Source organism: Nannocystis sp. RBIL2 (assembly GCF_026626745.1).
Taxonomy (GTDB): domain Bacteria; phylum Myxococcota_A; class Polyangia; order Nannocystales; family Nannocystaceae; genus Nannocystis.
The window spans coordinates 2,648,034-2,661,550 of record NZ_JAPNJW010000001.1 but is presented as its reverse complement, the minus strand read 5'-3'; the positions used below and the strand labels follow the sequence as shown (position 1 = coordinate 2,661,550).

14 protein-coding genes and 1 pseudogene are annotated in these 13,517 nt (G+C 71.0%); 10 read left to right on the top strand and 5 right to left on the bottom strand.

Features of this window, described 5'->3' with window-relative positions; all coding sequences use genetic code 11:
- Positions 1–145 precede the first annotated feature (145 nt).
- The 4 genes from OV090_RS10360 to OV090_RS10345 all read left to right on the top strand — a co-directional run bounded on the left by OV090_RS10360 (position 146) and on the right by OV090_RS10345 (position 3,952).
- Positions 146–1,168, top strand: a complete 1,023-nt coding sequence (locus OV090_RS10360; protein ID WP_267703419.1) for a PAAR domain-containing protein — start codon at positions 146–148, stop codon at positions 1,166–1,168.
- Positions 1,169–1,172: 4 nt separating this feature from the next.
- Complete coding sequence (locus OV090_RS10355; RefSeq protein WP_267703418.1) at positions 1,173–2,303, top strand: immunity protein Tsi6 family protein; 1,131 nt, start codon at positions 1,173–1,175, stop codon at positions 2,301–2,303.
- A 147-nt stretch (positions 2,304–2,450) separates the two neighbouring features.
- Positions 2,451–3,584: a D-Ala-D-Ala carboxypeptidase family metallohydrolase gene (locus OV090_RS10350; RefSeq protein WP_267703417.1), complete on the top strand. Its 1,134-nt coding sequence runs from the start codon at positions 2,451–2,453 to the stop codon at positions 3,582–3,584.
- Positions 3,584–3,952, top strand: coding sequence for a hypothetical protein (locus OV090_RS10345; RefSeq protein ID WP_267703416.1), 369 nt, complete (start codon positions 3,584–3,586; stop codon positions 3,950–3,952). Before OV090_RS10350 ends, OV090_RS10345 begins: the two co-directional genes overlap by 1 nt.
- Positions 3,953–4,058: 106 nt before the next feature.
- Here OV090_RS10345 and OV090_RS10340 read toward each other — a convergent pair whose 3' ends face one another.
- The 3 genes from OV090_RS10340 to OV090_RS10330 form a co-directional block, all read right to left on the bottom strand.
- Complete coding sequence (locus OV090_RS10340) at positions 4,059–6,077, bottom strand: hypothetical protein (RefSeq protein ID WP_267703415.1); 2,019 nt, start codon at positions 6,075–6,077, stop codon at positions 4,059–4,061.
- Between the two features lie 272 nt (positions 6,078–6,349).
- On the bottom strand, positions 6,350–6,736 hold the full coding sequence (locus tag OV090_RS10335; protein WP_267703414.1) for a hypothetical protein: 387 nt from the start codon (positions 6,734–6,736) through the stop codon (positions 6,350–6,352).
- 30 nt (positions 6,737–6,766) lie between these two features.
- A complete protein-coding gene (locus OV090_RS10330; RefSeq protein ID WP_267703413.1) occupies positions 6,767–7,309 on the bottom strand; it encodes a hypothetical protein in 543 nt (180 codons plus the stop codon).
- A gap of 439 nt (positions 7,310–7,748) precedes the next feature.
- On the opposite strand from OV090_RS10330, the gene OV090_RS10325 reads away from it, so the two are divergent.
- Together OV090_RS10325 and OV090_RS10320 are read left to right on the top strand one after the other, a co-directional pair.
- Positions 7,749–8,219 (top strand): hypothetical protein, encoded by a 471-nt coding sequence (locus OV090_RS10325; RefSeq protein WP_267703412.1) that lies wholly within the window; start codon positions 7,749–7,751, stop codon positions 8,217–8,219.
- 281 nt (positions 8,220–8,500) lie between these two features.
- A complete protein-coding gene (locus OV090_RS10320; protein WP_267703411.1) occupies positions 8,501–9,142 on the top strand; it encodes a peroxiredoxin in 642 nt (213 codons plus the stop codon).
- Positions 9,143–9,350: 208 nt separating this feature from the next.
- Here OV090_RS10320 and OV090_RS10315 read toward each other — a convergent pair whose 3' ends face one another.
- Positions 9,351–9,935 carry a TetR/AcrR family transcriptional regulator gene (locus OV090_RS10315; RefSeq protein WP_267703410.1) on the bottom strand — a complete coding sequence of 195 codons (585 nt, stop codon included), beginning with the start codon at positions 9,933–9,935 and terminating at the stop codon, positions 9,351–9,353.
- A 70-nt stretch (positions 9,936–10,005) separates the two neighbouring features.
- Here OV090_RS10315 and OV090_RS10310 point away from each other — a divergent pair, with 70 nt between their 5' ends.
- On the top strand, positions 10,006–10,341 hold the full coding sequence (locus tag OV090_RS10310) for a DUF6463 family protein (RefSeq protein WP_267703409.1): 336 nt from the start codon (positions 10,006–10,008) through the stop codon (positions 10,339–10,341).
- A gap of 240 nt (positions 10,342–10,581) precedes the next feature.
- On the top strand, positions 10,582–10,926 hold the full coding sequence (locus tag OV090_RS10305; RefSeq protein ID WP_267703408.1) for a thioredoxin family protein: 345 nt from the start codon (positions 10,582–10,584) through the stop codon (positions 10,924–10,926).
- 847 nt (positions 10,927–11,773) lie between these two features.
- On the opposite strand, the gene OV090_RS10300 is transcribed toward OV090_RS10305, so the two are convergent.
- Positions 11,774–12,325, bottom strand: coding sequence for a cysteine hydrolase family protein (locus tag OV090_RS10300; protein WP_267703407.1), 552 nt, complete (start codon positions 12,323–12,325; stop codon positions 11,774–11,776).
- 72 nt (positions 12,326–12,397) lie between these two features.
- Between OV090_RS10300 and OV090_RS50615 the strand changes: the two are divergent.
- Together OV090_RS50615 and OV090_RS50610 are read left to right on the top strand one after the other, a co-directional pair.
- Positions 12,398–12,841, top strand: a pseudogene (locus tag OV090_RS50615) (GlxA family transcriptional regulator); the annotation flags it as partial.
- A gap of 29 nt (positions 12,842–12,870) precedes the next feature.
- On the top strand, positions 12,871–13,350 hold the full coding sequence (locus OV090_RS50610; RefSeq protein WP_267703406.1) for a helix-turn-helix domain-containing protein: 480 nt from the start codon (positions 12,871–12,873) through the stop codon (positions 13,348–13,350).
- The last annotated feature ends 167 nt before the right edge of the window (positions 13,351–13,517 follow it).

Sequence of the window (13,517 nt, the reverse complement as noted above, 5' to 3'; positions counted from 1 at the left end):
CCGGCGAAACCGCGCCGCGCGATATCGTCATTCACACATCTGCCGACCCATGGATCGCATGATGGCAATGACAGACGATCCGCCACGATAGCGCTGCGCGCCGCGCGTCGGCGGTTTTTGTTACCGTGCGGACGCTCCTGGACGTATGCCCGACGCCGCCCGCATCAGCGACTTTCACGTGTGCCCGAAGGTCGAGCCCGGTCCAGTGCCGCACGTCGGCGGCCCGATCTTCAGCGGCAGCGCCAACGTGATCGTCGGCTTCCTGCCGGCCGCGCGCAAGGGCGACAGCGTGGTGTGCTTCCCGGTGGGCCCGAGCGATCGCATCAAGCAGGGCTCGGCGACCGTCCTCATCAATCACCGTCAGGCGGCGCGCCGCACCGATCCGGCGGTCCACATCGGCGGCGACCGGATCGTCGGCGGCTGCCCCTCGGTGGTGATCGGCGACTCGACGCAGAGCTTCGTGTTCCGCGCGGCGGCGAAGATCGGCACGCCCTTTTGTGAGGAGTGCGAGCGCAAGCGGCTGGAGTACGACACCCACGACGACTCGGCGGTGCCCGACGAGCCCGACCTCGAGACCGCGACGCTCGACGACGAGGCGTCGCCGCCGGGCGGGCTCCCGGGGCGCGACGCCTTCGCCGACCTCGACCTGTCCAAGCACGAGCTCGCCGGCCAGCCGGACGAGGACGACGGCCTGGGCGAGGCGCGGGCGCAGGCCCGCTACGCCGTCGCCTATCAGTTCTACGCCGCCCACGCGACCGGACCGATCAAGCCGAGCGACATCCTCTCGCACATCAAGGGCATCGATCTCGGAAAGCCTGTCGTCGTGCGCTCGTTCGCCGGTCACACGATGCACCAGAGATCGATCCCCGGCGCCGGCGTCGGCCAGTACTTCACGCTCGACCCGTCGATCACGCCGGAGCAGGTCGGCTGCTCGCCGATCAGCTACGGCTTCGTCGACGGCAAGCCGGGCCCGCCGCCGCTGGTCCGCGAGCCGCGTGAGGTCGAGTTCGGCGACCCGGCGCTCGGCCTGCAGAGCACCGCGGCGCCGATCGTCGACGACTGGTCGCTCAAGGACCCGCGCAAGGACACGCTGCTGGCGGTGTACTGCGCGGGCGGGGCGACGCAGGTGATGATCCCGCGCAAGTTCCACCCGCCGGCGGAGGGCTGAGGGCGTGCCCGGCCTGATGCGCATCACGTCGCGCGACGCCTTCGCCGAGGTGCTCGCCGAGGCCCGCGCGCGCACCCGGGCCTACGATCCGTCGCGCTGGCCGGCGCTGCGGCAGATCGAGGGCCAGCTCGAGTTCATGGCCCGCGAGACGGCCCGCGGCCGCGTGCCGCACCCCGACGATCGCGGGCGCACCAACCTCGGCCCGCTCGCAGTCCGCGACTTCGCCGAGCTCGACCCCGAATACGCCGACTGGTTGGCGGAGCTCGACTACACGTTCGCCCGCTATCACGTGCTCGCGAGCGGCCCGCCGCGGCGACGTCGCGGCGTGTTGCAGGTGTGGTCGGGGCGCGAGAGCTTCCGCAAGATCGTGCTCGACCCCGGGATCGGGCGGACCGTCGGTACTGCCGACGCCGAGGTCGTGGTTCACCCCGATCGCGCCGGCAGCCCGCAGTTCCACGTCGTGTGGGACGGCGTCTGCGCGCACGTGCAGGCGATCGATCCGCACCGCATCGTCGTCGGCGGCGAGCCGTGCTGGATCGGCGAGATGGCCAATCGCGGGTGGATGCAGGCCGGTCGCACGATCTACCGCTTCCTCGTCGAGGACTTCACGCCGGCGCCGGCGCCGGTGCATCCCGGAGAGGCGGCGCTCGCCGCTCTCGCGCAGCTCCGCGGCCTGCGTGATGCCGGCACCCTGTACGCGATCGTCGACGCCGCCCGCGCCGATCGGCCGATCGAGCTGATCGAGGAGAGCGTCGACCCTTACGCCTCGCTCTACGACGGCGAGCAGGGGCGCGCCTTCGACGACGTCGCGCCGTACCTGATCCGCTTCGAGCGCGACTCCGGTCTGCTCGAGCGGATCGTCGGCGAGGGCTGGGGCGAGGCGTGGGGCATCTTCGTCGTCAGCGGGGCCGACTTCGAGGTCGTGCGTCGCCAGCTGCGCCGTTTCCTGAGGATCGACCTCGCGGGCGAGGCGCACCCGGTCTTCTTTCGCTTCTACGATCCGCGAGCGCTGCAAACGGTCGCGCCGGTGCTCACCGCCGACCAGCGGGCCGACCTGCTGCGCCACCTCGACGCCATGCTGTACGAGTCGCCGCACGAGTTGGTCGCGCTCACCCACGACCCGCGCGGCGGGTGAGGCAGGAGCGGGCCTGCGTCGGGCGATCCGCGGGCGCCGGATTGATCTCTCGCGGCGAGGACTGTTACGGTCGCGAGCGGAGCGGGTGGCAGGGCGATGAGCGGAACAGGGGACACAGGGCTGACCGCGCCGCGGTTCACACGGGCGATGCTGGACCCGAACCCCGCGGGGCCGCTCGGCAGCTTCACCGGCAAGGCAGTCTCGCCGGAGCCGATCCAGGGCGAGACGAACCGCTTCTCCAAGAAGATGGAGAACGCCGGTACGGCCGCGGATCAGCAGCTCGGCGACAAGCCGGCGGGCGGCGACTGTGCGACCTGTCCGCCGCGGCTCCGCCTCGAGCACCGCAGCCAGTACACGGCCAAGACCCGCTATTCGGAGAAGGAGTGGGTCGTCGCCGCCAAGTTCATCTTCCTCGTCGGCAAGGACGTGAGCACGAAGTTTCGCACCCTGAGCGTCCGCGTGGCCGAGCCCGAAGGCGCGTCGGCGACCTGGGAGGTCAAGCCGATCGGCGATCACAGCGGCAAGATCGCCAAGCCCACCGGCACCGGCAACCGCTTCGACTACACGCCCGAGGTCACCAATGCGCAGCGGCCGATCACTGCCTCGCGCAAGCCGAACCCGCCGGTCCAGTACAGCATCAAGGCCACGATCTCCCACGAGGGCAAGTCGCACGAGATCACGGAGATCGTGACGCAGGACGAGCGCGACATCATCCGCCAGGAGTACGTCGACCAGCGCATGTGGCGTCGCGGCTTCACGTTGCACGTCCCCTACCGCACGCGGATCAAGGAGACCACGCGCGCCGACCTGCGCGGCAACTACCAGCTGATCCTCGACTCGGCGATGACGGAGCTGCTGACCGCGACCGAGGCGGCGTACGGCGCGAGCGTCTACGTGTCGAGCGGCTGGCGCAACCCGCGGCGCAACCTCGCCGCCGGCAGCGAGGTGCCCAACAGCAACCACCAGCACGGCGGCGCGCTCGACATGCAGCCGGTGGGCGCGAAGCAGATGACGGGCGCGACCCGGCGGTCGGCCTACCTCCGCCTCTACAACGCGGCGCGCTCGGTGCGGTCCCGCGTGGTCCTGCTCGAGAAGGGCCCCAAGGCGGTCTACCCGTCGAGCGCGGCGGTGCCCGAGCCGACGCCGAAGACGCCGGACAACAACGAGGACGGCATCCCCGACGCGGCGACCTCGGGCGGCTCGAAGGTCGAGTCGCTGTTCGACATCGCCAGCCACGTGCACATCGACCGCGCAGCCCCCGACGAGGCGGACGACGACTGATGCTGAAGCTCGACCCGGATCAGCGCAGCGAGATCGGTGCCGCCGCCCGCGACGCGTCGGAGCGGCGGATCTTCGCCCTCCTGCGCGAGCACTATGGACCGACTCAGGTGTGGCCGGGCGATCCGCAGGGGCTCGAGGTCGTGCGCGCGGCGACGGTGAAAGCCGCCGGCTACGAGATGACCGCGGAGCGCGACATTTTTAAAATTGCCGCGCTCATGCTGAGCTTCAGCGACGACTTCGACACCCGCGAACTCTGGGCCCGCGAGATCGTGGCCGCGCGCGAGGGGAACGCGCCGATCGCCGAGCTGCTGTATCAGGCGGGCATCGCCGAGGTGCGGCGCTACGAGGACGCGGCGGGGCAATCGTAGCAGCGCGAGAGCGAATGATGCGCTGTGCTGCCGGGTCGATGCGCCCGTGACAATCGCGGCACCACGACCATAAATCGCAGGCGACGCGCTCGTGGCCCATCACGGCTCAGCGCTGGCGTGCGAACAGCGCGAGCTGCGGCCGGGCGGATAGCGGGGCCAGGAAGCCGTCGACGACGGCGAGCGTCGTCGTCGCTGCTCCGCCCTCGTCGTCGGTGTACTCGACCTCGAGCCGCTCGCCGGTGTCGTCCGTGACGAACCGACAGCGGGCGTCGCGGAGCTGTCCGGCCGCGGTCACCGTCTTGCACACCTCGCCGCGCATCAGCAGGACCTCGCGGCCCGGGGCCAGGCGGACGTCGAAGCGCTGTCGATCGACCAGCCGCGCCATGGGCGAATCGACGTCGTAGAAGTGGTCGGCGTCGAGGAAGGCGAGCTGCAGCCACAGCTCGCGCAGCGGGCGGCGGGCGATCCACGCGCCCTCCGGGGTCGGCGACAGCTCGTAGCTCCCCTCGTCCGGGCCGCCGTCGATCTGCAGCCGCCGTCCGCCGGACGAGAAGGTCCACTGCTCGGGCGGCATCCGCTCGTCCGCATGCACCCTCGACCACGTGCCCGTCAGCGCCGCGGTGCGGCGCTTCAGCTCGGCCGGGGGCATGGGCGTCGGTCTGGGAAACGGCTCGCGCACCACGTCCATCCAGTCGGGGAACCGCGCCAACCGGGACGGGCACGCGCGCGCGGCCTCGAAGAACTCCGGCGTGGTGAGGGCGCACAGGCGCTGCTCCAGCGGTTCCGCCGAGCACGACGCGATCACGTCGGAGCTGGCCTGCAGATAGTGGAGCCTGGCCACCAGCTCGGTCGGCGCCCCGGCGAACGCGAGCGCCGGGACGGTCTCCTCCCACGCCCGATCGGCGATGCGCTGGCACTGACCCTCGGGGGTGAACGGGCCGGCCCGGCGGTCCCGATGCACCGCCCTGCGCTCGGCGAGGTCGTCGGCGTACTGCTCGGCGACGATGAGCTCGCCCATCATGACCGCCTTGAAGCCGAAGGGATCCGTGATGCCCTTGCAGACCACCCGCGGCGGCACCAGCTCCGCGTGCACGTCGCACGTCGCGGGCTCGGGTTGCCAGCGCTGATCGTGCGTCGATCTCCAGCGCACTGCGGTCCCGTCGGCGTCGCGCACGAACGCGCTGTTGCCGTCGCACAGCAGCATCGAGCCGTCGGCGCGGCGCCAGCCGCCCGCGACCTGGTACACCTCGCCGCCGCGCACCACTGCGTTGAAAGACGACCAGCTGGAAGGTTTCTTGCCGGGCCCGCTCCGCAGCAGCAGGACGCACGGCGCGAGCAGCTCGAATGGTTCCCGCTCCCCGTCGAGGCGGATTCGCTCGGCGCCCTCCACGAGGCCGCCGTCGATCAGGTGACCCTGGAGCGCGGCGGCGATCTGCGCCAGATCTTCGCCGAGCGTCAGCGGCGAGGGGCGCGTCGCGGGCACGCGCAGCTCGGCGACAGGAGCCTCCGGGGGAATGTCCGCCCAGATCGGCGTCAGCGTCCCGGATTGAAAGCAGACGTCGACCCCGGGCCGCGCCGCGAACTGGGCGCACATCAGAAAGCCGACCGGTCCCCAGGTGTGTTCGGGCTCGCCGTAGATTGTTCGCACTTGTTGCAGGGCGGCGCCGACACCCACGCCCTCCGCAGTCTTCGGGACGGGGCCGACGATCCGCAGCGAGGTGACGCGCATCTCGACCGGATTGACGTCGGCCACGATCTGCGGCTGGCCGTCTTGTTCGAGCGTCCGGGTCCCGCCCATGCGGAAGGTGATCGGGCTGGGCTTGCCGTCCTGGACGAAGGAGGCGCTGCCCTGCGGGTGATCGCCGTGGAGGCCCAATTCGCCGAGCTGCTGGTCGCGCATGCCGAGGCGGAGCGGCCCCACGCCATGCTCGTCGATCTCGTGCGGCCCGCGCTCGCGCGCCGCAACTGGTGGGGGCTGCGAGTCCTTCGGCGGCGACGCGGGCGGCGGCGCGGGTTCCTGCGCGATCGCGGGCGGCGGCGCGACGGTCGACGGGCGCTCTTCGGACGGAGCAGGGCCGTCGCAAGCGGCGGACAGGAGGAGCGCGGAGAGAGCGACGCGAAGCATCGGGCCGCCCGAGCTTCGCCGATTTTCTCGCAAAAACCGAGAAGGCTCCCCGACACCGGCGCGGCCCCGCTGCGCGACGGCCGGGCCTCTATTTTGCCGACCCCGTGACGGGCGGGCGCGAGGGCCCGCGACGAGCGGAAGTTCGCGGCTGGCTGGCGCTCGCGCTGTCACCCATGCCGATCTCGTTCGCCCGCCCCACGCAGTCGGGCGCGGTCAGCCGTCGCCCTTGTTCGACGCCACTCGAGGTGAGCTCGGACGAGCAGCGTCTCGCCTCAACCGCCGCAAGTGTTGAAGTTCATGTCGACGTAGTAGAGGCAACAGCCCCATGCCGGTCCGAGGCACGTCTGGACGGACAGGCTCAGGGCCGCCGCGTAGGCGGCCTCCTCGTAGGTGTTGCCGCAACCGTCGGCGCAGAGGTTGTTCGAGAGGATCGAGGGCGTACCGTCGATCGCGTTGGTGCACAGGCCCGCGTGCGCCCGGGCCCAGAAGATGCAATCTCGGGTCGACGCGGATTCATGGGCCGGCTCGACTTCGGGTGAGCCGCTCTCGTTCGTCGCCTGAATCGTGGGAGGGCGGCCGGCGTCGCCGGGCGGTTCGGTTGCGGGCGCGCCCGTGAGGGTTTGGAGCGCCCCATAAAGGATCGACGGTGCGATGTTCATCGTCGTTCTCCGGTGCGCCGTGGGCGGGCGCTAGTAGCAAAGGCAGTAGTACGGCGTGATGCCCTCTTCGGCCCCACCCCAGCCGACGTAGCATTTGTCGGCCCAGTTGGGACGAAAGTTGTATCCGCCGCGGCGCCCGCCGCCGTGAGCGTCCGCGGCGCAGACGAAGAAGGCCTCGCCGTTGCCGCCGTATCCGGAGATCACCGCGGTCAGACCGGCCGCTTTGCAGGAGTTGTCGCAAGACGCGATCGTCGCCTGCACCCATTGGGGGGACTGAAGGCTCGGCTCGGGCGTTGCCGTGAGGTTCTGCGGGTTTGCGCCGCTCAGCGCGGTGTAGCTGAACGCCAGGGCTTGCAAGCATGAGATCGACATCGAGGCCCCATTTCTCTGCGGGTGAGGGCGGCGGATCGTCGCCGACGACGTTGCGAAATGCGCGGTGAGCATGATTGTGGCTCCGCATGCACGCAAGGCGATCAAACGATTTTTGATCTCGTGCGCCGCTCGCCCGCCCTCCCTGGTCGGCGTCGAGGTGACGGACGACGCGGCACGTCCGCCGGCGGCTTCGTCCCCCATGCGCGGGCGGGCGCGAGCGGCGGCGGACCGCGTGTTGCGAGGCGGAGGAGACGCGTCCGCGGCCGTCAGAGCGACGAATACGTCGATCGGGAATTCGAGTGCCGCTCGCTGGATTACGCCGCGGCTACTGCGCTGTCTTTCGTCCGGCGTGACGAATCGGAGCACCTCGGAGTCCCGCACGCGATAGACCGGACGTCGAAGCGCTGGCAGCAATGGTGTGACTCTGTTCGACAAGGCAGATGCCCGGAGGTGTCGGTCGCTTCCGCGTGGTGCTCGCAGCACATCCAGCTCCCCGGAGAGAGTCGCAGCCCTGCCCACAGCGGGGAGGAGGTCGCGCAGTCGAGGCGGCTTCGCTTGCCGGGGCGCGCGGTGAAATGCTTGCGAGAAGGCCAGGAATTTGCTTGAATCTCGAGATATGCGCCCGATTCACCTTACCTTGATGCTCGCGCTCACTCTCGCCTGCGGCAAAGACGACGACCCCGACGACCTCCCCGACGCTCTCGAGGGCTCGTTCCACGCCACGTGCAACTGGGACGGCACCTGCGATCCCGACATCCGCTACTTCCGCTTCGAGGGCGAGGACTACGACCTCCGGCTGGCGTTCGCCAGCGACATCCTCGTGGACGCCGACCTGGCCTCGCTGCGCCAGCACCTGCTGCTCGGCGAGGCAGAGTTCGCCGACGGCGTGATCCCGGAGTCGAGCGACGCGGTCGTGTGCGGCCAGGAGGTCCCGAGCGCCCACCTCGAAGACTTCAGCGACGGCCGTCTGCGCGGGAGCATCGAGGGGAGCGTGCGCCGCTGCCGCGTGGTGGAGGGCGACATCCTCGACGACACGGGCGTCGAGCCGTACCCGTTCGTGATCCACTTCGACCTCGGCTTCGACCCGAACGAGGAGCCGCCGAAGCCGTGACCCGACGCGCGGCGCGACTCGCCCGGGCGCCGCGCGGACGACGTGGAAACGCGGGCGGGTCGGACGACGATCGCGCGGGTGCTCTGCATCACCTGCGCGTCGTTCGAGGCGCTGGCAGCAGCCTCCATAAGGCTTGAAATTTCAAGGACCTCCGGCGAGACGCGACGCTCGCTTGGCGAGCGCGCGACTCGCAGCGCGCGCCGAGGCGATCGCGTCGGCGCGGCTTGACAGCGTGTCTACTTTGACGAAGTCTAGCGCAGCATAGTGAACGGAGAGACACCATGACACTTCGTCTCGGCGACACTGCCCCGAACTTCCAGGCGGACACCACCCACGGCCCGATCGACTTCTACGCGTGGAAGGGCGACAGCTGGGCCATCCTGTTCTCGCACCCGAAGGACTTCACGCCGGTGTGCACCACCGAGCTCGGCTACACCGCGAAGCTGAAGCCCGAGTTCGAGCGCCGCGGCGTGAAGGTGCTCGGCCTGTCGGTCGACCCGGTCGAGTCCCACCACCGCTGGGAGAAGGACATCGAGGAGACGCAGGGCACCGCGGTCAACTTCCCGGTGATCGGCGACGCCGACCGCAAGGTCAGCGAGCTGTACGGGCTCATCCACCCCAACGCGAGCGACACGCTGACGGTGCGCTCGGTGTACGTGATCGGCCCCGACAACAAGGTCAAGCTGTCGATCACCTACCCGGCGTCGACGGGCCGCAACTTCGACGAGATCTTGCGCGTCATCGATTCGCTGCAGCTGACGGCGCAGCACAAGGTGGCGACGCCGGTGAACTGGCGCGACGGCCAGGACGTGATCATCGTGCCGTCGGTCAGCGACGACGAGGCGCGCGAGCGGTTCCCCGACGGCTGGAAGACCGTGAAGCCGTACCTGCGCCTGGTTCCGCAGCCGGGCAACAAGGGCTGAGCCGGATTCGTTCGCCGCGCGCGGCAAGGCGTCGCCGCGGCGAACAGGTCGGCGGGTGCCGCGTGCATCCGGTCGAGCCAAAAATCGTGCGAGCGACTGTCCGTGAGTCGCTCGCGGCGAACAGGTCGGCGGGTGCCGCGTGCATCCGGTCGAGCCAAAAATCTTGCGAGCGACTCTTCGTGAGTCGCTCGCGGCGAGCCGTCGCGCGTCAGCGTGAGCTCGCGGGCAGCAGCGTCGCGGCGAAGTGCCGCACCAGGGCGCGGAAGGCCGCGTCGGTCGGCGCGACCTCGGGGGCGGCGCGCAGCAGCAGGCCCGTGCCGAGGTAGGTCGCCATCGCGGTGGCGGCCCACTGCCGCGCGCGCGCCGGGGGCTCGCCGAGCTCGCGGTAGGCCTGCACGAGGAACTCGAGGCGACGCGCGGTCACGCGGGCGACCACGCCGGCGATCTCCGGTTCGCTGGCGGCCGCGAGCGTCTGCTCGGCGCGCAGGTGCTCCGGCCGCTCCCAGGCGATCGCCACCAGCCGGCGCAGCCGCTCGGCCGGGTCGTCGACCCCCGCGAGCGCGGCGATCGGGTCGTCGACCGCGACCGCCTCCCAGCGGGCCAGCGCCGCCGCGACCAGCTCGCGCCGGTCCTTGAAGTGCCAGTAGAAGCTGCCCTTGGTGACCCCGAGCGCGCGCGCGAGCGGCTCGACGGCGACCCCGGCGAGGCCGCGCTCGCCCAGCGCCGCGAGCGCGGCGTCAGCCCAGTCCTCGCGGGTCACGAGACGGCGTCCCCGGGTGGCGCGCTTCGTCACGGCTTGACAATACGCCTGGGTATGGGACATACGCAAGCGTATGGGACATACGCGAGCGTATGGAGTCGGGGTGGGGACGCTGCTGTTGTGGAGCGGGATCCTCCACGAGGCAGTCGGGCTCGCGCTCGGCGGCGGGGTTGCCCTGGCGATCGTGCGCGACGGCTACGTCGGCGCGGTCGAGGTCGACCGCGACCGCGAGGTGGTGTTCTGGTTCCTGGTCGCCGGCGTCCTGATGATGATCGGCGGGCGGGCGCTGGCGTTCCTCGAGCGCGAGCGCCCGCTGCCGCGCGAGTTCGGCTGGTGGCTGCTCGCGCTGGCGCTGCTCGGCGGCCTGGCGATCCCCGTCTCGGGCTTCTGGCTGGTGCTGCCGATGGCCGCGCTGGTGTTCGCGCGGTCGCGCCGTTGACCTGTCCCGTGGGACAGCAGCGGAGCGGCCCGCTGCGCACCGATGGGCCCGCCGCGTCGGCTGCGCTGGCGCGCCGCGGGCGGCTCGGCCGGACCCGATGCGATTCGGGCCGCGCGGGCGGGCGTCGCGGAGCGGTCGGCAGCGGGGCCATGCGGCCGCCTCTCGTCCTCGCGGTCGATGCGCACTGGTATCCCGCGCCGTCGCGGCCACACTCCCGGCAGGACGGCTTTTTTAAGAAAAATGTCATTCGCGCCCGAGTACCTCGATCCCGATCACGCGCCCACGCGCGAGCAGCTGGACCAGCGGAAGGGCCTCGTGCTCGTCGAGTTCGGCACCGCCTGGTGCGGCTACTGCCAGGCCGCGGCGCCCGGCGTGAAGGCCTTGCTGGCGCGGCACCCCGAGGTCGAACACGTGAAGGTCGAAGACGGCCCGGGGCGGGCGCTGGGGCGCTCGTTCCGGGTCAAGTTGTGGCCGAACTTCGTGTGGATGCGCGACGGCGCGGTGGTTCGCCAGCTGGCGCGGCCCGCCAGAGCCGAGCTGGACGCCTCGTTTCACGAGCTCGTCGAGGCGGGTCCGGCTCGCTGACGGCGCGGCTCTGCGGCGCGACGACGAGCGAGAACTAGCGAGCGACGCGTGAGTGCTCGCGGCCGGCCACGAGACGCTCGCCGAGCTAGCAGGGGCTCGCGGCTTGACGCGTCATCGGCGATTGCGCACCGTTTCGCATGCATTACGGTCTTCGGCTTATCTTCGTACTGGCAATGGTGAATCTGGCGACCGCCTGCCCCGACCAGGGCGGCGATTGTCGCCGGGCTCGGCGTCGACGAGGCGCTGGCGCTGTTCTCGGGCCACCGCGGCGAGCTGGCGGTCGACGACGGTCGCAGCTACGCGATCGACGTCGAGCAATTCATCGACGACCCCGCGGTGCTCGACTACGACGCCGACGTCGCCCTGCTGCTGCGCCGCGTCCGGCCCGGTTGACGGGCGTCGCCCGGAAGAGGGCTCTGCATCGGCGATGGTCGTCGCAGGGTCCTCGATCGGCGGACGCGGACCTCGTCGTGGCGCAGCGAGAGGTCGTCTCGAGGACGTCGTCTGCGATTGCTGCTATCGCACGATCGTCGCGGTGGTGACGCCGCGGCTGGCGGCATCACCGCGGGCGCAAAATGCCAGGAAACATTGTACAGTCCGCCCGTGACCCCAGTTGAGCGAATTCGCCAGCAGTTCCAGGACGCGCTCGCAGACCTCGAGACGGGCGACGTCCTCGAGCGCTTGAAGCAGAAGCTTCCCTCTCTTTCGCTCCGGGAGCTCGGCGAGCTCCTCCAGAGCCCGATGGCCAGCTCAATCGCGAGTGTGCCGGCGCGCGAGCTCCTGGGCTCGCCCGCGAAACCGCGGGCCAAGGCGTGAACGAGCGCCGCGGGCGGGGCTCGCAGGGCGCTCAGCGCTCGGCCAGGAAGACGTCGGTGGCGACGAGGGTCGCGTAGGCGAAGCCGAGGGCGGACATGAAGGCGGCGTGGACGTGGGCCGCCGGGACGCGGACCCCGCCGAACTCGAGGTCGCGCGAGGCGCATGCGTCGTGGATCAGGGTCACGGCGTAGCCGTGGTCGGCCGCGGCGCGCGTGGCGGCGTCGATGCACATGTGGCTCATGGCGCCGGCGATCACGAGCTCGCGGACGTCGTGACGGTCGAGGATCTCCTTGAGGTTGGTCTCGCGGAAGGAGTTGATCTGGTGCTTGAGCACGACCTCTTCACCGGGCGCCGGATGGACGGAGGCGTGGAACTTGGCGCCGTCGCTGTTGGGGACGAAGAAGGGGGCGCCTGGGGCGGGGTTCTCGTGGCGGACGTGGACGACGAGGTCACCGGCAGCGCGAGCCGCAGCGAGGAGGCGCGCCGCGTTGGCGGCGGCCGCGTCGATGCCGACGAGGGTCCACTTGCCGCCGGGGAAGTAGTCGTTCTGGAGGTCGATGACGATCAGGGCGCGTCGAGGCATGGCGTGAGGCTAGGGGCCGCGCCACGGGTCCACGAGCGGCAAGAGTGACTTTCTTCGTGGCAAAACTGACACATGCCTGCCAGGCCGGAGTCGCAGCGCGTCGCCATCCTCGTGTACCCGGGCGCCCAGCTGTCGGCGGTGTACGGGCTGAGCGATCTGTTCGAGGTGGCGAACCGCTTCGCCGCGGAGCGCCCGGGCACCCGCGCCCGGGCCGAGGTCGTGCACTGGCGCCCGGAGGAGGGGCCGCCGCCGGCGCCGCCGCTCGCGGTCGTCATCGTCCCGCCGAGCCTCGAGGGCACGCCGGGCGAGAGCGCGGGCCCGACCTCGGCGTGGCTGGCCGCTCGCCACGGCGAGGGGACGCTGGTGTGCTCGGTGTGCGCGGGGGCGTTCTTGCTGGCGGAGGCCGGGCTGCTCGCGGAGCGGGTGGCGACGACCCACTGGGCGCTCGCGGGGCAGTTCGCGGCGCGCTTCCCCGAGATCGCGCTCGCCACGGACCGGCTGCTGGTCGAGGACGGCGACGTGATCACTGCAGGGGGGCTGATGGCGTGGACCGACCTCGGGCTGAAGCTGGTGGAGCGCCTGTTCGGCCCGGCGATCATGCTGACGGTCGCGCGTTACTCCTGGTCGACCCGGGCGGCCGCGAGCAGCGCTTCTACAGCGTGTTCTCGCCGGAGCTGGGCCACGGCGACGCTGCCATCCGCAAGGTCCAGCGCTGGCTGCAGGCGCGCAGCGCCGAGGCGATCGCGCTGCCGGCGATGGCGGCCTGCGCGGGGCTCGGCGAGCGGACGTTCCTGCGCCGCTTCGTCAAGGCGACGGGGCTGCGGCCGGCGCAGTACCTGCAACACCTCCGCGTCGGCAAGGCCCGCGACCTGCTGGAGCGCCTCGACCTGTCGATCGCAGAGGTGGCATGGAAGGTCGGCTACGGCGATCCCGGGGCGTTTCGCAAGATCTTCCAGCGGATCCTCGGCCTGTCGCCCGGTGAGTATCGCCGGCGCTTCGCGGTCGCATCGCGCCGGCGAGCTTGAGCGAAGCTTCCGTGCCGGCAGGAATCGATCGGCCCGGCGGCGGCCCCTCGACGTCTGGCCGGGCCGATGATCGAGGCTGTCCCATCGGACATGCCCCGAGCGCCAGGCGCGTCGCACACCACGCGACTGGACCTGACACACGCGCCCGCACGTCGCGCACGAGCACG